Origin of the sequence: Thermomonospora echinospora (genome assembly GCF_900108175.1) — a bacterium.
Classification (GTDB): Bacteria; Actinomycetota; Actinomycetes; order Streptosporangiales; family Streptosporangiaceae; genus Thermomonospora; species Thermomonospora echinospora.
On sequence record NZ_FNVO01000006.1, the window covers coordinates 16,199 to 33,557 of the forward strand.

Here is a 17,359-nt window from a genome sequence, read left to right on the forward strand (position 1 = left end):
CCCGGTCCACGACCGCCTGAGGTGTCTTCGGGTGTGCGTGACGGTGGAGTCCTGCGGCCGTTCCCGGCCAGACGGAAGGGCTTACGGCGGGCTTACGGGCGGGGAAAGGCGGGCATACCCGCCTATATGAATCATATTCACCTTTGCTGAGCGGCCACGCTCATCATGGGCCCGGCGTCCACCCCCGAAGAGGTGCCCATGTCCCGCCGAACCGTGCTGTTCACAATGGTCGCCGTCCTGGGCCTGCTCATAGCCCTGGTAGCCAACACCGCCTGGGCGCTCCCCCGCCCCGCCGAAGCGGCCGCCCCCCACGCCCCGCTTACCGGCACCACCCCCTCAGGCGAGGTGCGCGGCTACCTGGACGCGCACAGCCACCTGATGTCGTACGAGGGGTTCGGGGGCCGCATTTTCTGCGGCAAGACCTTCGACCCGGCCGGCATCGAGGCGGCGCTGCGCGACTGTAGGGACCACGAGCCCTACGGCATCCCCGCCTGGTTGGAGAACTTCACCCGCACGGGCAGCCCGCTGGGCACCCACGACACGGTGGGCTGGCCGACGTTCCGGGACTGGCCCGCCCACGACTCGCTCACCCACCAGCAGACCTACTATCGGTGGGTCGAGCGGTCCTGGCGGGCCGGCCAGCGCGTGCTGGTCAACCATCTGGTCTCCAACCGGATCCTGTGCGAGGTCTACCCGCTCAAGAAGTACGCCTGTGACGAGATGGGCGCGATCCGGTTGCAGGCTCAGCGCATCCGTGAGCTGGAGGCCCACATCGACGCGGAGAGCGGCGGCCCCGGCAAGGGCTGGTTCCGCGTCGTGCGCGGCCCGGCCGAGGCCCGTGACGTCATCGCCCGGGGCAAGCTCGCCGTGGTGCTGGGCATCGAGACCTCCGAGCCCTTCGGTTGCAGCGGCAGCGCCGACCGGCCGCGCTGCACCAGGGAGCAGATCGACCGGGGCCTGGACGAGGTGCAGGCGCTCGGCGTCAGCTCGATGTTCGTCTGCCACAAGTTCGACAACGCGCTGTGCGGGGTCCGGTTCGACTCCGGGACGTTCGGCGGCATCCTCAACCTCGGCAACGTGCTCAGCTCCGGCCGTTTCTGGCAGGCCGACACCTGCACCGGCGCCGCCCACGACAACACGATCGAACCGTCCGGCGACCTGGCCGCCCTGCTGGCGGGCCCGTTGCGGGCCCTGCGTCCGCTCGGCGTCACCGTGCCGCTGTATCCCAAACCCCCGCACTGCAACGTCAACGGGCTCACCGACCTCGGCGCCCACATGGTCAGGGGCATGATCGAACGCGGCATGATCGTGGAGATCGACCACATGAGCGTCAAGGCCGCCGACCGTACCCTGGGCATCCTGGAGGAGGCGGGCTACTCCGGGGTGATCTCCGGGCACAGCTGGACCGACGAGACCTACGTCCACCGGATCTACCGGCTGGGCGGCATGATCACCCCGTACGCCGCCACCGCCGACCGGTTCGCCGCGCAGTGGCGCAGGGACCGGGCGGCCCGGGACGGTCGTTACGTCTTCGGCTACGGCTACGGCCTCGACGCCAACGGCATGGGCGTCCTGCCCGGCCCCCGCCCCGGCAACGCCGCCGACCCGGTCCGCTACCCCTTCACCTCGCCCTTCGCCCCGGACGTCACCCTCGAACGCGCGCACACCGGCACCCGCGCCTGGGACGTCAACATCGAGGGCGTCGCCCACTACGGGCTGGTCCCCGACTGGATGAAGGACATCCACAACATCGGCGGCGACGAGATCATCGACGATCTGGCCCGGGGCGCCGAGGCGTACCTGCAGATGTGGGAGCGCGCCACGTCCCACTCCTAACCTGCCGCTACGCGTCGTCCGGGGCGCGGCGTGGGACGCCCTGCGGGACACTCCGCGGCGGCGGGACCTGTCCGGCGTCCGGACCGGCGCCCAGGCCGGCGGCCAGACGGGCGGCCAGGCGGCGGGAGTCGGGCCAGTGCACCTCGTAGGCCCATCCCGCTCGTTCGAAACAGCGGATCAGCCCGGCGCTCGCGTCGAGCTGTCCCTTGAGCACCCCGTGGCGGGCGCAGGTGGGCTCGGCGTGGTGCCAGTTGTGCCAGCCTTCGCCGAAGGTCAGCATCGCCACCCACCGGACGTTGCCGGAGCGGTCCCGGGTGCCGAACTCCCGGTTGCCGAAGGTGTGCGCGATGGAGTTGACCGACCAGGTCACATGGTGCACGACGGCATAGCGGACCAGGCCGCCCCAGAACATGGCGGTCCAGAAACCGGCCCAGGACATCGACCACAGCCCCCCGGCCGTGGCGGGCAGCAGGAACGACAGCGCCATGATGGCGGGGTAGGCGGCGTCGAGCCGCCTGATGTCCGGGTCCGCGAGCAGGTCCGGCACCCAGTGCCGTCGGCTGGAACGGCGGCGGGCGGTGTAGAACCACCCGACGTGGGCGTGCGCCAGCCCGCGCAGCAGGGCCGGCCAGTCCTCGCCGTACGCCCATGGGGAGTGCGGGTCGCCGGGTCGGTCGGCGTACTTGTGGTGGCGCCGGTGCTCGGCCGCCCACAGCGTGACCGGGCCCTGCAAGGCGAGACCGCCGGCCAGGGCCAGCCCGACGCGCAGCGGCCTGCGGCATTTGAACGAGCGGTGGGTCAGCAGCCGGTGATAGCCGACGCTGATCCCGAAGATACTGATCACGTACATGACGCCGGCGATCACCACGTCGCGCGGGCCGATGCCCCACCCCCAGGCGGCGCCGACCGCGGCGGCCAGCGCCAGCAACGGCAGCACCACCAGCACGACCAGGTAGGCGGTGCGGCGGCCGGACGAGATGGCGACGGTGCCGGCCGTCTCGGGCTCCGGACGTGCGGGCATGCCGTCTCCTCGGCTCGGGGCGGGGCGCGGTCCGCCCGATTCAACGGCACGGTCCGGCGGGGGCGGTAGTCACCTCGAAGCCAGGGAAATACTACTGATCGTAGTCATATCCATACTTTCAGCGCTCAACTCCTTGTGAGCGACGCTACCGATGGCTAGCTTCCAGATACCCGGCGTCATGGCCTGATCGGCTGCGGTCCGGTGACGGCCATTCATCGACCCCGAGTGGAGGCGCGGCTGCATGAACCCGTCGGATCAGATGACCGCGGACGGCTATCTGGACAGGTACGAGGCGGCCGCCGAACGCGACCCCCTGGGCGGCATCGCGCTCCTGGCGGGATGGCTGCGCACCGACTGGCGCCCCCTCTTCGCGGAGCTGCGCGCCCACCGCCCCGTCCTGGTCACCCCCGCCTTCGCCCTTGTGACGCGCTTCACCGACGTCACCGACGTGCTCTCCCGCGGCGAGGTCTTCACCGTCAGCGGGTACGCCCCCCGCCTTGAGGCGGCGCTGGGCGGGCCGGTCATGCTGACCCGCGACGGCACCCCACTGAACTGGCGGGAGAAGGCCCTGATGCAGGTCATGCTCCCGCCCGACGACGTGCCGCACGTACGCGAACTGGTCGGGCGCACCGCCGACGAGGCCCTGGACGCGGCTCGGCCCCGGGGGCGGATCGAGGCGGTCGGCGAGCTCTTCCGGCACATCTGCATGACGGTGTGCGCGCAGTACTTCGGCTTCCCCGGGCCCGACGCGCAGACCCTGTCGCGATGGTCGAGGGCGGTGATGACTGATGCCACCGCCAATCTCGCCGGGGACCCGCAGATCCACGCCGCGGCGGTGCGTGCGGGCGGGGAGATGATGGACCACCTGCACCGCCTGCTCGCCGAGCGCCGCGCCCAGCTCGCGGCGGGACGGCCGCCCGCCCCGCAGGACGTCTTCGGACGGCTCGTCCGCACCGTGCTGCCCGAGGAGCTCGCGTTGGACGACCGGCGCGTGGCCATCAACGTCGCGGCCCTCCTGCTGGGCTTCGCGGAGAACGCCTCGGGCTCCATGGTGCACGTGGTGCAGCAGATCCTGCGGCGCCCGCAGGTGCATCGCGCCGCGGCCGAGGCGGCCCACGACCCGGATCCGGCCGTCTTCGACCCCCATGTGTGGGAGGCGCTGCGCTTGGACCCGTTCCTCAAGATGATCCCGCGCACCTGCGCACACGACCACGTCCTGGCGGCGGGCACCCCGCACGAGACGAGGGTGCCGGCCGGCACCCTCGTCCTGGCCGCGGTCGCCTCGGCCATGTTCGACGAGGCCGTCGTCGCGGAGCCGGAGGAGTTCCGCCTCGACCGCCCGCGGCATGTCGGGCTGCACTTCGGCCACGGGCCGCACGCATGCCCGGGCGTGCACCCCGGCGCCGCCGTGATCTGCGAGACGGTGCGCCGGCTGCTCCGGCGGCCCGGCCTGCGGCTGCTCCCGCCACCGGACGGGCTGGTGGTGCGCGACCGGGACGTCTTCCCCGACCGGTTCCCGCTCGGGCTCGACCAGAAAGGATCGTGAGGATGGCTGACGGCGGCACCGAGGCCAAGGGGACGGGCGACGGCGGCACCGAGGCCGGCGGCACCAGGGTCAAGGCGCGCGGCATCGCCACCGACGGGGCGGTCAACCGCCTGCGGTTCCTGGCGCTGACCCACGGGCGGCCGCTGTGGCGGCTCGCCGAGTCGGTCACGCCGGTGCGGCGCCGGCTCAACGCCGCCCTGATCGACAGCGCCGTCCGCGAGATGCCCGGCCGCCCGGAGCCGCTCAGCACCCGGTCGGACTACACCTCGTGGTCCTCGCTGACCGACCGGTCCTTCATGGCGCGGCACCTGCCGCCGGTGCCCGGCGGCGACGCCGACGCCGGGCGGCCGACCCCGGAACAGGCCGCGGACCTGTTCACCCGGGGCGAGGAGATGATCCCGTGCCCGCGGTCGACGGTGCTGTTCGCCTACTTCGCCCAGTGGTTCACCGACGGGTTCCTGCGCGGGGACACGCGGGAGCCCCGGGACCCGCGCGTCAACACCTCCAACCACGAGATCGACGTCAACCCGGTCTACGGGCTCGATGAGGAGGCCACGGCCGCGATCCGGGCCTTCGAGGGGGGCCTGCTGAAGAGCCAGCTCGTCAACGGCGGGGAGTTCCCCCCGTACCTGTGCGAGCAGGGCAAGATCAAGTCCGAGTTCTCGGCGCTGAGCGCGGCCAAGTTCGACGTGCTGGACGACGCCCGGCGCGACACGCTGTTCGCGACCGGCGGCGACCGGGGCAACGTCCAGGTCGGCTTCACCATGTTCACCGTGCTGTTCCTGCGCGAGCACAACAGGGTGGCGCGCCTGCTGGCCGCGCGCCACCCCCGCTGGGACGACGAGCGGCTGTTCCAGACGGCGCGCAACATCGTCATCGCGCTGGTCATCAAGCTGGTGGTCGAGGAGTACATCAACCACATCACCCCGTACCACTTCCGGTTCCTGCTGGACCCGCGGCTGACCACCAGGCTCGCCCGCGCGCCCTGGCACCGGCAGAACTGGGCCTCGGTGGAGTTCAACCTCGTCTACCGCTGGCACAGCCTGATCCCGTCCACCCTGATCGTCGGCGACCGGGAGCTGCCGCTGGCCGCGACCCTGTTCGGCAGCGCGCTGATCCCCGAGGCCGGCCTCGGGCGGCTCTTCGAGGACGCCTCCGAGCAGCGGGCCGGCCGCATCGGCCTGTTCAACACCGACCCGGCGCTGCGCGAGGTGGACATGGCGAGCATCGCCGGATCGCGGGCCCTACGGCTGGCCTCCTACAACGACTATCGCGCGCACTGCCGCTTCCCGCGGGTGCGGCGCTTTGAGCAGATCTCCGGCGACCCGCGGGTGAGCGGCGCCCTGCGGGAGCTGTACCGCGGCGTGGACGACATCGACCTGTACGTCGGCCTGTTCGCCGAGGAGCCAGGCTCCGCGAAGGCCATCCTGCCGCCGCTGCTCACCAAGATCATCGCCATCGACGCCTTCTCGCAGGCGCTGACCAACCCGCTGCTGGCCCCGCGGGTGCTGTCCGCCGAGACCTTCTCCCCACTGGGCATGGAGATCATCGGCAGCACCCGGACGGTGTCGGACATCCTGCACCGCAACGTTCCCGAGGACCCGCAACCGCGGTTCGTGAGCATGACCTGGCGAGGCGCCCGGTAACCGCGCCGCGGCCCGGCTTCGGTGAGGAGTTCCCATGAGCACGGACGCCGTTCCCGACGACGACCGTTCGGCCCGCCTGCTGCTGCGCACCGCCGCCCGTGAGCTGGCCGAGATCGCCACCACGCTGCGCAGTGCCTCCGTCCACGCCACGGCCGCCGCCACCGACGGCGCGGTCGGCGGCGCGCTGCCCCGGGCGCCCGCCGCCGGCCTGCGGGCCCAGCGCGCCGTGCTGCGCGCGGTGACCAACCGCCGGGGGCTGGGGTACGCGGTGGCCGGCGGCACGGCCGGTGCCCTCGGCGCCAAGCTCGGCGGCATGGTCGGCGCACACAGCCTGGCCGTCCGGGTCATGACGACCTCGCTGCGGCTGCGCATCGCCGCCGTGACCCTGCAGAACCCGGAACTGGCCGCCGATCCACTGCTGCGGCGGCTCAGCGAGGCGGTGGCCGCCGACCGCGAGATCGAGTCGGTCCGGGCGCTGTGCGCCCTGGTGCGGGACCGCGGCACGGCCCGCGCCCTGTCGGCGATCGCGCCCGTCTTCGGCGAGGTCCTCGCCCTGCGGGCGCTGCTCGACCAGAACCCGCTCAACGACCGCACGGCCTGGCTGATCGCCAGCGGGTCGTCGGTCGCCAGCGCGGACCCGATCACCGGCCTGAGCAACCGGGCGATCGCGGTCCTGGACGTCGGGGAGGGGGCGGCCCGCCGGGTCGCCCCGCGGCCGGACGAGGCCGCCCGGCTGCGGTCGCGGGGCTCGCTGCTGGACTTCCTGGCCAACCTCTGCGCCGTCGGCCCCACCGGACGGGCGCTGGTGCAGAGCGTCATGGGCCCCGACGGGATCGAACGCCACGTCGTGCAGGTGCCCGGTATGCGGATCGGCGACCCCGACCACGAGTCGCCCGGCGATCTGCTCGGCGCCTTCAGCAGCACGCTGCTGGACAGCGCGCCCTTCAGCCGCGCCCTGGCCAAGGCCATCGACGACTTCGGCGTCCCCGCCGGAGCCGAGATCGCCATGGTCGGGCACAGCGCGGGCGGCGCCGCGATCATGAACCTGGCCCAGGACGCCATGTTCTGCGCCCGTTACACCCTCACCCACGTCGTGGCGATCGGCTCGCCCGTCGACTTCAAACGGCCCGCCTCCCCGCACACCTGGGTGGCCAGCATCACCAACCAGCACGATCTCGTTCCCAGCCTGGACGGGCAGGGCGCCGGCAACTGCTTCGACCTGCATCCCGACTGGTACGTGGTGGACTACACCGACCCCACCCACCTGTTCCCCGCCTGCCACAGCCTTGAGCACTACACGGCCAACCTCGCCGAGGACCTGCCCGAGGCCCGTGAGCACATCGAGCGGGAGCTGCGGCCCTATCAGGGCCCGGTCACGCGCTCACAGCTCTACCAGTTGTACGACCGCGAGGCGCCCGCCCGGCGCACGATCGAGACCCGCCGGGTGACGACCGCCGGCGGCCCCGTCGAGCTGCCGATCAGGTGCTACGAAGGACTCGCGCTCACCGCGTACTTCACCGTGGACGCGCAGGCCGCGGCGAGGCTGCTGGGAGACCGGGGGCGGGCCGTGCGCATGGGCGGCCGTGCCCTCGCCGCGATCCACGCCTTCGACAACCGGCGGTCGAGTCTGGGCGAGCACCGCGAGGTCCATCTCGGCATCGTCGTCGACGACCCGGGCGGCCGGCAGCCGCTGCGGACCTGGCGGGAACTCCTGGCGCGGGCCGACCGGCGCGCTCTGGGCACCCATTTCGTCGCCTCGGCGTTCACCGACGACCTGGTGTGCGCCGCCGCGAGCGAGGTGTGGGGGCACGCGGCCTTCGTCGGCGATCTGCGGGTGGAGTGCGACGCCGGCCGCCTGCACGTGGAGGTCGGAGCCCCACGCGATCCCGCCATGGCGCTCAGCGGGCCCCTCGGCCCGGGGCTTCCGATCACGGCCCGGGATCTCGTCGTCTACTCCCACCGCGGCGGCATCCCGTTGCGCTCGCATATCGAGGAGCGGGGAGGGCGGCGGGCGCATCCGTCACCGGGCGCGCGCCTCACGGTCGGCACGGCGGACCATCCCGTGGCCCGGCACCTCCGCGACCTGGGACTCGACGGTGCCCGGCCGATGCTGTGCCTGGTCTCCCCCGCCCGTCGCAGCCGGCGCGACGCAGGCGTTCCCTGGCCGGCCCGTTGATCCCGGAGGCCCTCATGCCCGTGCGTCCCGACGCCATCACGGCCCATGCGCAGACCCTCGGCGCCGATGCCGAGGCACTGACCGAATGCGCCACGCGCCTGCGCGCCCTCGCCGCCCGGCTGCGCACCCACAAAGCCACCCCACCCTGGCTGTACGACACCGTGAACGCCCACATCACCGCCTGCGTGGTGGCCTCGGCCGACCTGGCCGAGGCCTCCGCCCGCCTCCGCGCCTACGCCGCCCTCACCGCCGAAGGGCCGGACGACGGCCCTGTTTGAACCACCGATCCCGAAACGTCACCGCCATATCGTCCGCCCGGGCTGCGGCCGTCCGGCAGCGGGACGTTCGGTTTCCGGTGCCGTACAGGGCCGGTAGCACCGGTGGAGCGGTCACGAGCCGGCCGGGTCACGAACCGGCCGGGTCACAAGAAGTGCCGGGTCACAAGGAGTGGGGACCGAACCGCCCCCAGGCCACCACGGCGGCCAGCGCCAGCAGCACCACGTTGGCGCCGATCATCGGGAACTCCTTGCGGCGGGCGTGGACGATCGCGGCGCCGATCATGAGCACGACCAGTCCCAAGGCCGCCAGCGGCACCAGGACCGGCGCGATGCCGAGGGCGGCGGGCAGGATCAGCCCGATCGCGGCGAGCACCTCCAGGGCGCCGATGGCCTTGATCATGCCGTCGGGGAAGTCCCCGGCCCAGCCCATCCCGGACGCGACGAGCCTCTCCCTGGGCTGGGCGAGCTTCATCAGCCCGGCGGCCAGGAAGGCGGCGGCGAGCAGGCCGGCGATGATCCACAAAGCGATGTGCATGGGAGGTCCGTTCCCTCCGGGGCGAGGTGAAGGGTCAAACGCAACCTAGACATGCACGCTTGAAGCGTCAAGTGAAGAGGCGACATGTCACTTGATGTCTCAAGTTAAGGTGAGAACGTGGACGTACCGCGGGAGCCGCGCTGGCTGAGCGAGGAGGAGATGACCGCCTGGCTGGCGCTGGCCAGCGTGCTGATCAGGCTTCCGGCCGCCCTGGACGGGCAGTTGCAGCGCGACGCGGGCATCAGCCACTTCGAGTACCAGGTGCTGGCGGGCCTGTCGATGAGCCCGGAGCGCACCATGCGGATGAGCGAGCTGGCACAGCTCGCCGACGGGTCGCTGTCCCGGCTGTCCCACGTGGTCAGCCGGCTGGAAAAGCGCGGCTGGGTCCGCCGCACGCCCGACCCGGCCAACGGCCGCTACACCCTGGCCGTCCTCACCGACGACGGCTGGGAGAAGGTCGTGGCCACCGCTCCCGGCCACGTCGAGGCCGTGCGTACCCTCGTCCTGGAGCCGCTCACCAGGACCCAGATCCGCCAGCTGAGCGAGATCGGCAGCCGGATCGCCCGCGCCGTCGACCCCGACGGCGACTGCCCCACCACCCGCTTCCGCCGATAACGACGACCACCGTATTCACGTAGGCGAAGACCAGGGCTGCGGACCCGTCCCCTTGGCCGCGCACCGCGGCGGGGCTCCCCGCACGGCCGGGTCCGGTGATCGGTCGCAGAGCCGTACGGGTGCCTGCAGCCGAGGAGGGCTCGCGGCGACTTGCGTGGAGCTTTCCACGGTCGGCAGGAAGTCAGGGATACTCCGAAGATGATCATCCTCAGTAAGGGCGCGAACACCGCGTTGTCGGTGTCCGATGTGGTCGTCACCGTCCGCTGGTCGGGAGCGCAGGAGGTGGACGCCTCCGCGCTGCTCGTCGGTCCGGACGGCAAGGTCGCCTCCGACGACGACTTCGTCTTCTACAACCAGCCGGAGGCGGCCGGCGGTGCGGTGCGGCACCTCGGCGGCACCGGAGAACAGCGCCTGCGGGTGCGGCTCGCGGCACTGCCCGGGCCGGTGGAACGCGTGGTGCTCTCGGCCTCGGTGTACCAGGGCACGTTCGGCGCGGTGACCGGCCTGGAATTGCTGGTGAACGACGCCTCGGGGAATCCGCTCGTCCACTACCCGGTGGAGGGCGCGGCGAGCGAGACCGTCCTGGTGCTGGGCGAGCTCTACCGGCGTTCCGGTCAGTGGAAGGTCAGGGCCATCGGCCAGGGCTACGACACCGGCCTGGCAGGGCTCGCCACCGACTACGGCGTCACCGTGGACGACGCACCGGAGGACGACGCACCCGCACAGACCCCACAGCCCGTACCACCTCAAGCGACGGTGCCGATGCCCCTACCGGCCCCGCCTCAGCCCTCTACCGGATACCCCGCACCGCCGCCGCAGGTGACGGCACCGATGCCCGTACCGGCCCCACCCCCCGCCGGATACCCGGCGCCACCCCAGCCTCCGGCGGTATACCCAGCGCCGCCCCCGCCGCCCGCCGGATACCCAGCGCCATCACAGCCACCGGCGGGATATCCGGGTGCGGCGCCGTCCCCGGCCGACGAGACCTTTCTTCCCGTCGACATGCGCCAGCGGATCTCACTGCGCAAGCAGGCCGTGGGCGTGGCCCTGCAGAAGAAGGGCCTCACCGGAATCCGCGCCAGGGTTGCGCTGGTGCTCGACGCGTCCGGTTCGATGGCCGGGCTGTACGGCCGGGGTACGGTCGGCAGGGTGGTGGAGCGGATGGCACCGGTCGCCGCCCAGCTCGACTCCAACGCGACGCTGGACAGCTGGATCTTCGCCAGCGGCTTCGCCCGGCTCCCGGGGTTGCGGATCCCGGAGCTGCCGGCCTGGCTGTCCGCCCATGTCCCGTCCCGGCTGCCCGCCCGGATCACGACGGATCCCTCGGGCAGGCCGGTTTCCAGGCTGAGCCTCAGGCGGAACCGGTTCAGAAGTCTCGGCTACGGCAACGACGAGCCCAGGGTGATGGCCGACGTCATCGACCACTACCGGTCCGAGCCGACCGGTGAACCCACGCTGGTGCTGTTCTTCTCCGACGGCGGGGTCTACCTCGACGACGCCATCACCCTGCTGCTGCACGAGTCCTCCACACTGCCGATCTTCTGGCAGTTCGTGGGGCTGGGCAGGGCTGACTACGGAATCCTGGAGGACCTGGACACCCTGCCCGGCCGTACCGTGGACAACGCGGGCTTCTTCAGCGTCGATGACATCGACCGGCTCTCCGACGAGGAACTGTACGAACGGCTACTGACCGAGTTCCCCCGCTGGATCCAGGCCGCCCGTAACGTCGGCATCCTCCGCTGAGGACCGCCGGCAGACGACTCACCGGTTCGATCTCAGTGATCTCAGCGGTCTGTGCGGGGATGACCTGCCGAGGAAGCCACGACGCCTGCGGCGTTCCCGATGGCCGGGCAGGCTGCTCGGCAGGCCGGCCGGACGGTGACCGTCGGCTGGTCACCGTCCCCCGGACAGCCCAGCCTTCGCCCAGCCATCGTCGTGTCAATGCGGGTCGAGCTGCCCGGCCTTGATCGCAAACACGAACGCGTGCCGCTCGTCCATCTCGAAGCCGAGAACAGGACCGTCCGGGTCCTTGGAGTCCCGAGCCGGCACCATCGCGTTTCCTGGGGCGACCTCGACGCATTCACCGCTGTTTCCTGCGCTGTGGCCGCTCTTGCACCACATGCCAACCTCGGCACAGTTGTCTCGCCTCATGCTGCGACTGCTCTTGCGCCAGGAGATCCAAGAGAGGTCCGCGTCGATCATCCGGGCTCCTGGAACCGTTGGTTCATCTCACATCGTTCGCCACTTGCGCTCAGAAAGTCACCCTCGGCAGGAGCGATGTCGGGCCCGCGTGCGCTGCGGTGCTCTTGGCCGTTCCGGTCCCTCTCGCGAACCGGCCGGGTCCCGACGACCGCCTCCGGTGAACGGTCGGTCCGGTCGGATGGGCACCGGAGGCGGTGTGCGGTGTCAACGCCCGTCGGCCGATTCCTCCTGGTCGGTGGAGTGCAGGTGCTTGACCAGGACGCCTCGCGGCGGCACTCATGGGTCGCGATCACACTGATGACCCGTCGCCAGGGACGAACCGGCGGCTGATGCCCTGCCCCACCGGAAAGGCCGGGCAGCGAGCAGCACCGGGTCCCAGGACCGTGCCAGGCTGTCCGTGGACTGCTCAAGCGTCGGAGACCAGGCCGGTCCTGGGATTTGATCATGTCCTGTCGCTTGGCATCATGAGGCTCGTGAGTCACAACATCTCGTACTCCACCGCGGACAAGGCCAACGTGCTCGCTTTCCTGGGCAGCGCGGGCGACCTCACGGCGAAACAGCAGCGCCGGCTCGGCATGATGCGCGAGGCCGCCCGAGCCCGTCAGGACGATCTCGATAACCAGGGTGTTGACTGGGGCCTGTCCATCCCCGACGCCCTTGAGCACCTCATCGCGGGGCGTCTGGACTCGGACGCCCAGTATGCGGGCAACGCCTACCATGCGGCGTTGCAGCACATCATCGACTACAACGGCTCCGACCCCGACCATCTGTGCACCATGTCCAATCCCGCCCTGTTCTACGGGCTGGTGGACAAGCAGATGCGTCCTTTGGGCGTGCCCGCCGACCTGCTCCCCTACGGCTTCCTGTACGGCGGCCCGCCGGCGGAGTTCCCGTTCCTTCCCGGCTCGATCGATGGCTATCCGGCCATCGGCCACCTGCCGTTGGCCAAGGCCAAGCCCGCCGCCGACGCCTACCGCGCCGTCCTGGACCAGATGGACGCCGATTTCCGTTACGACGTCCAGGTGCTGATCGACAAGCTGGAATTCGAGCACGGAGAGTGGGAGCAGGCCACCAAGAGGCTCGACTGGTACACCCAGGACACGATCTTCTTCAGCCTCCGTTGACCGACCACGGCGACTCCCAGGCCGTCTTTCACCCACTCCGTTGATCACCTGAGGATTGAAGACGGCCTGTCAGGGACGGGCCGTAATACCGCAGAAAGGCACCGCGGCGATACGTTCACCGAGGTGGACGGGGGTGCGCCTCGGGTGAGGCGTGACGGGTGCGTGGTGCTGAATGCTCAGCGGGGACGGCACCGTGCCGCCCTTAGAAGTCACCTGGTCCCGGCTCGGGGTCCAGGTCTTCGACGTTCAGCGACAGGATCTCCTCGGCACCGGGCCGCCGTTTCGTAGAGCATGCGCCATGGCACCCGTTCTCGCAGGGCGTGGAAGTCGTCGGCGAACAGCATCTCCAGCCGGACAAGCCGGGGAACGCGACAACGGACACGGCGAGCAACCTCCCGCAGGCTGATATGACACGTAACGCTGCCGAGTCACCCCCACCGCGGCGATCAGCAACCTGGGCAGATGCGGCCAGGCAGCAGCCATGTGACAAGTAATGCAAGTTCTGTGTCAGCGGGAGCGGATACTACGTGACCGCCATGGGCTTCCTCACCCCGTCGGCAAGGAACTCCTGGAGCTCGATAGGTAGCGGTCTTCGGTCGTCGCGCTGATGGTCGGGCATTGCGGTGGCCTGGGTCGTCGGGTCGGTGTTATCTGGCGCGCTCAGGCCAAACGTTCACGTCTGGGGGCACAAGGCGGGGTCTTTGGAGCGATCCATGTGCGAGTCGCGCCGAAGGGTGCGAGCATCGCCGGGCGACCTGGAGGTGAATGACTTGAGTGAGCCCACGGTCCGGCCGAACGAGACGACGGTGCCGTTGCTGCCGTGCGCGTCGGTGGAGGAGACCTTGGCGTTCTATGAGGCGCTGGGGTTCAAGGCGACCTACAAACAAAGCAAGCCCTATGTCTATCTGGCGCTGCAGTGGAGCGGACTCCAGCTGCACTTCGGCCCAGCGCCCAAAGGCCTGGACCCTGCCCGGGAGGAGTCCGGAGGCTGCCTGGTCATGGTCGACGCCGTGGCGCCCTATCACACGGCGTTCGTCACGGCGATGCGCCAGGTCTACGGGAAGGTCCTCAGCTCCGGCCTGCCTCGGATCACCCGCTACCGGCCCGGCGCGTCCCGGTTCACGCTGACCGACCCGTCCGGGAACTCGATCATCTTCATCCAGCGCGACGAGCCCGCCGAACTGGAGTACGGCGGCTCCAAGAAACTGACGGGCCTGGCCAGAGCGCTCGACAACGCCCGGATACTGCGCGAGTTCAAACAAGATGATCGGCAGGCCTTCCGCGCACTCAAGTCCGCCGTGCGCAGGCACGGCGCGGATGCCTCGCCGGTAGAGCAGGCCATCGCCCTGTGCCACCTCATCGACCTGGCCATAGTCATCGATGAGCCCACCGACCCCTGGCTCACCGATCTACGCGGCCTGGAACTCACCACCGACGACAGGCAGCGCATCGAATCAGAACTCGGATATCTGGTCGGGCTGCAGGAGTGGCTCCCCCCACAGTAAAGCGGCCCTTGGGGAAGCAAACCCGACCAGGCGGTCAGGTCGCACCCGCCCTGGCCGTGAGCGTGACGGGCACGGCGCTGCGCCCGAACAAGGTGTAGCGCCGGCAGATCTCGAAATCACCGCCGGCGCTCAGGGCTCACAGTTCAAGGACGGCTCTGGCTCCGGTCAGGCTCCAGCGGCGCCAGTGATACCGGACCGGTCACCGACCGGGTAACGGCACGCTCCCTCGATGACACCGGTGGCGACCGGCCACCCGTTGGTCAGAGCCTGGCCGTAGCAGGAAGGCAGCATGGCCGGCCAGCGGATACAGGCGTCGATCAGCCCAGACCACAAACACCCAGCTCAGCCAGTCCCTGAAAGAAACTGCACCCGACCCGGACTGGAGAACTCCAGGGTGACGAGCATCGATCCGGCTTCAGTCAGAGGAAGGCGGGTCGCCTGGCCGCGAGTGCCGTACAGCTCCACCACATTGCCGAGCCGCTGACCACCACCCGCACTGGCCGAACACAGCCGGAACTGCGGGGGACGTGTCCGACAACCGGTGGGAGCACCGGGGCCGGGGCCAAGCGGCACAGGTTCGCCCGAACGAACGCTTCAGCCGACAGGCCGGCCCCACCACTGATCGGACACCCTCACTGCGGGCCTTTCAAACGTCGCGAGGACTACCGCCTGGCCAAGGAGGGCCGCTTCCTCCGTCGGGTGGTCAAGAGCGCAAGCACCTACCGGATCGCCAAGGTCGACCTCGCCCGATGCCTGGGCCGGGGTCCAACCGCCTCACCAGGAGGTCCCACCGGGTTCTGATCATGACATCTGTTGAACGGTGATCACGTTCAATCCCAGTGACAAAACGCTCAGAGGCTTGATCATCTCTGCGATGATCAAGCCTCTGAGCTGGGACTTCGCGTCGGGGTGGCGGGATTCGAACCCACGGCCTCGTGCACCCAAAGCACATCTGTCGTTCAATCTGACTTCTGAACGGATCTTGGATTCTTGCTAAAGTCACAGGTAAATGGCCCGTTCTGCATGCCGCGTGGTCACACACAAGATCAGGCCATGGTGCAAGATCCACGGTCAAATGACGGTCAGACGATCAAGGGGTGATCGGGTGGGCCACTCGCGCAAGCGGACCGGCAAGGACGGCAGGCCGAGGTACACCGCCTACTACCTGGACATCAAGGGCCAGGAACGATCGGCGGGCACCTTCTCCAACAAGAAGGAGGCCGACAAGGCCTGGCAGCAGGCCGAGGCCGAGGTCGCCAAGGGCCGGCACGGTCACGCCGGGCGAGGACGGCAGACCTTCCAGGAGTACGTCGAGAAGAAGTGGCTCCCCAACCACGTCATGGAGCCGCAGACCCGCCAGAGCTACACCGGCATGATCAACAAGCACGTCCTGCCGGAGTTCGGCCCCATACGGATGGTCGACATCGCCCCCGAGCACGTCCGCGCCTGGGTAGCCAGGATGCAGGCCGACGGCGCCTCCCCGCGCCTCATCCAGTACTGCAAGGGCTCCATCCTCAACGCCATCTTCACCACGGCGTTCGACGACCAGGTGATCTTCTTCCACCCCTCCCGCGGAGTGAAGACCCCCACCGTCCTCAAGAAGCCCCGCAAGATCGTCACCACCGCCCAGTTCGACAAGCTCTACCAGGCCCTCCCCACCGCGGACGCCCAACTCCTCGTCGAGACCGCCATCGAGAGCGGCCTCCGCTGGGGCGAACTCACCGAACTCCGCGTCAAGGACCTCGACTCCGAAACCCGCATCCTCACCGTCAGCCGCGCCGTGGTCGAACTCAGCCCCCGGTTCCACCCCGAAGGCAAGCGCTTCCTGGTCAAGGACTATCCCAAGGACGGCGAGTACCGCCGCTTCAAACTCAGCCGCCAGATCGTCGACAAGCTCACCGCCCACATCCAGTCCGAGCGCCTCGCCGAGAATGACCTACTCTTCGCCCACCGCCAGGACGACCACCCCAAGACCCGCCGCCCCCACATCGCTCTCGACGACTCCGACCTCGGCCTCACCGAGCCCAACGAACACGGCCGCCGCTACCGCCACGGCACCATGACCGCCTACAACCTGGCCAAGTGCCGCTGCGCCCCCTGCAAGGCCTCCTACGCCACCTACCGAGCCAACCGCCGAGCCACCGGCAAGGACTCCCCTCGCCAACCCCGCCTCTGCGACACCGACGGCCACATCCCCCGAGACTGGTTCCGCCGCCAAATCTGGACCCCCGCCCGCCAAGCCGCCGCCCTGGGCTTCACCCCCCGCTTCCACGACCTCCGCCACGCCCACGCCTCCTGGCTCCTCGCCGGCGGCGCCGACCTCCAGGTCGTCAAGGAACGCCTCGGCCACAGCACCATCGCCACCACCGAGAAGTACCTCCACACCCTCCCCGACGCCGACGAAACGGCACTGGACGCACTCTCCAGGATTCGAAGCAGGCAATAACCGATCACTGCCGACGAAGCCGATCACAACGATCAATCACATCGACGAGAAGCGGTCATCCGATATGCACTAAATGACCTGACATTATCCGGGCAGTCACTTGTGGCCAATTTTTCCCTACATGTGCGTAAACCCATCACTCCGTTCGAGCGTCGGGTTATGCTCTCCACCATCCACGACAAAGCCCTCCGGGCTGGGACCTCGGAGGGCTGGTCGTCGAGATCAGGGATCATCGACCGGCAGGTAGTTGCAGCACCTACGCCGGTCCAATCTACCGGGTGGTAGTGCCTTGACGTCAAGGCACCACCGCAAGGCCCTTCTTGATCTCGGCGACGTGTCACCGTTCGTCGAGAGGAGAGCACCAGAAGTGCGCATCGGACCAAAGGCGTTGGCGGGCACCGTGATCGCCCCCGCCGCCGCCATTACCTA

At 69.8% G+C, this 17,359-nt stretch carries 13 protein-coding genes; 10 read left to right on the forward strand and 3 right to left on the reverse strand.

Annotated elements, in window-relative coordinates; genetic code table 11:
* Positions 1-198: 198 nt before the first annotated feature.
* The gene (locus C4U03_RS15830; RefSeq protein WP_146087404.1) at positions 199-1,836 is read left to right on the forward strand and encodes an amidohydrolase family protein; all 1,638 of its coding nucleotides are present in this window, start codon (positions 199-201) and stop codon (positions 1,834-1,836) included.
* 7 nt (positions 1,837-1,843) lie between these two features.
* Here the strand turns inward: C4U03_RS15830 and C4U03_RS15835 are convergent, their stop codons facing one another.
* Entirely contained in the window at positions 1,844-2,857 is a 1,014-nt protein-coding gene (locus tag C4U03_RS15835) for an acyl-CoA desaturase (RefSeq protein WP_103938555.1), read from the reverse strand.
* 241 nt (positions 2,858-3,098) lie between these two features.
* Here C4U03_RS15835 and C4U03_RS15840 point away from each other — a divergent pair, with 241 nt between their 5' ends.
* From C4U03_RS15840 to C4U03_RS15855, 4 genes are read left to right on the forward strand one after another with little or no spacing between them, the layout of a single operon-like run.
* Complete coding sequence (locus C4U03_RS15840) at positions 3,099-4,403, forward strand: cytochrome P450 (RefSeq protein WP_103938556.1); 1,305 nt, start codon at positions 3,099-3,101, stop codon at positions 4,401-4,403.
* A gap of 2 nt (positions 4,404-4,405) precedes the next feature.
* Entirely contained in the window at positions 4,406-6,049 is a 1,644-nt protein-coding gene (locus tag C4U03_RS15845) for a peroxidase family protein (RefSeq protein WP_103938557.1), read from the forward strand.
* A 34-nt stretch (positions 6,050-6,083) separates the two neighbouring features.
* Positions 6,084-8,225, forward strand: a complete 2,142-nt coding sequence (locus tag C4U03_RS15850) for a hypothetical protein (protein WP_103938558.1) — start codon at positions 6,084-6,086, stop codon at positions 8,223-8,225.
* 14 nt (positions 8,226-8,239) lie between these two features.
* On the forward strand, positions 8,240-8,503 hold the full coding sequence (locus C4U03_RS15855; RefSeq protein ID WP_103938559.1) for a hypothetical protein: 264 nt from the start codon (positions 8,240-8,242) through the stop codon (positions 8,501-8,503).
* A gap of 160 nt (positions 8,504-8,663) precedes the next feature.
* Here the strand turns inward: C4U03_RS15855 and C4U03_RS15860 are convergent, their stop codons facing one another.
* Positions 8,664-9,038 carry a DoxX family protein gene (locus C4U03_RS15860; protein WP_103938560.1) on the reverse strand — a complete coding sequence of 125 codons (375 nt, stop codon included), beginning with the start codon at positions 9,036-9,038 and terminating at the stop codon, positions 8,664-8,666.
* A gap of 117 nt (positions 9,039-9,155) precedes the next feature.
* Between C4U03_RS15860 and C4U03_RS15865 the strand changes: the two genes are divergently transcribed.
* Positions 9,156-9,653, forward strand: coding sequence for a MarR family winged helix-turn-helix transcriptional regulator (locus C4U03_RS15865; RefSeq protein WP_103938561.1), 498 nt, complete (start codon positions 9,156-9,158; stop codon positions 9,651-9,653).
* A gap of 198 nt (positions 9,654-9,851) precedes the next feature.
* Entirely contained in the window at positions 9,852-11,396 is a 1,545-nt protein-coding gene (locus tag C4U03_RS15870) for a VWA domain-containing protein (protein ID WP_103938562.1), read from the forward strand.
* 195 nt (positions 11,397-11,591) lie between these two features.
* Here C4U03_RS15870 and C4U03_RS15875 read toward each other — a convergent pair whose 3' ends face one another.
* Positions 11,592-11,855: a DUF397 domain-containing protein gene (locus tag C4U03_RS15875; RefSeq protein WP_103938563.1), complete on the reverse strand. Its 264-nt coding sequence runs from the start codon at positions 11,853-11,855 to the stop codon at positions 11,592-11,594.
* 473 nt (positions 11,856-12,328) lie between these two features.
* Here C4U03_RS15875 and C4U03_RS15880 point away from each other — a divergent pair, with 473 nt between their 5' ends.
* The 3 genes from C4U03_RS15880 (at position 12,329) to C4U03_RS15895 (ending at position 16,930) form a co-directional block, all read left to right on the forward strand.
* Positions 12,329-12,979 (forward strand): DUF7691 family protein, encoded by a 651-nt coding sequence (locus tag C4U03_RS15880; RefSeq protein WP_103938564.1) that lies wholly within the window; start codon positions 12,329-12,331, stop codon positions 12,977-12,979.
* A 770-nt stretch (positions 12,980-13,749) separates the two neighbouring features.
* A complete protein-coding gene (locus C4U03_RS15890; RefSeq protein ID WP_103938565.1) occupies positions 13,750-14,484 on the forward strand; it encodes a VOC family protein in 735 nt (244 codons plus the stop codon).
* A 1,105-nt stretch (positions 14,485-15,589) separates the two neighbouring features.
* A complete protein-coding gene (locus C4U03_RS15895) occupies positions 15,590-16,930 on the forward strand; it encodes a tyrosine-type recombinase/integrase (protein WP_235017900.1) in 1,341 nt (446 codons plus the stop codon).
* Positions 16,931-17,359: the final 429 nt, after the last annotated feature.

Coding starts and splice junctions, on each gene's coding strand:
- C4U03_RS15830 (WP_146087404.1), top strand. CDS start 199: ATGTCCCGCCGAACCGTGCTGTTCACAATGGTCGCCGTCCTGGGCCTG.
- C4U03_RS15835 (WP_103938555.1), bottom strand. CDS start 2,857: ATGCCCGCACGTCCGGAGCCCGAGACGGCCGGCACCGTCGCCATCTCG.
- C4U03_RS15840 (WP_103938556.1), top strand. CDS start 3,099: ATGAACCCGTCGGATCAGATGACCGCGGACGGCTATCTGGACAGGTAC.
- C4U03_RS15845 (WP_103938557.1), top strand. CDS start 4,406: ATGGCTGACGGCGGCACCGAGGCCAAGGGGACGGGCGACGGCGGCACC.
- C4U03_RS15850 (WP_103938558.1), top strand. CDS start 6,084: ATGAGCACGGACGCCGTTCCCGACGACGACCGTTCGGCCCGCCTGCTG.
- C4U03_RS15855 (WP_103938559.1), top strand. CDS start 8,240: ATGCCCGTGCGTCCCGACGCCATCACGGCCCATGCGCAGACCCTCGGC.
- C4U03_RS15860 (WP_103938560.1), bottom strand. CDS start 9,038: ATGCACATCGCTTTGTGGATCATCGCCGGCCTGCTCGCCGCCGCCTTC.
- C4U03_RS15870 (WP_103938562.1), top strand. CDS start 9,852: ATGATCATCCTCAGTAAGGGCGCGAACACCGCGTTGTCGGTGTCCGAT.
- C4U03_RS15875 (WP_103938563.1), bottom strand. CDS start 11,855: ATGATCGACGCGGACCTCTCTTGGATCTCCTGGCGCAAGAGCAGTCGC.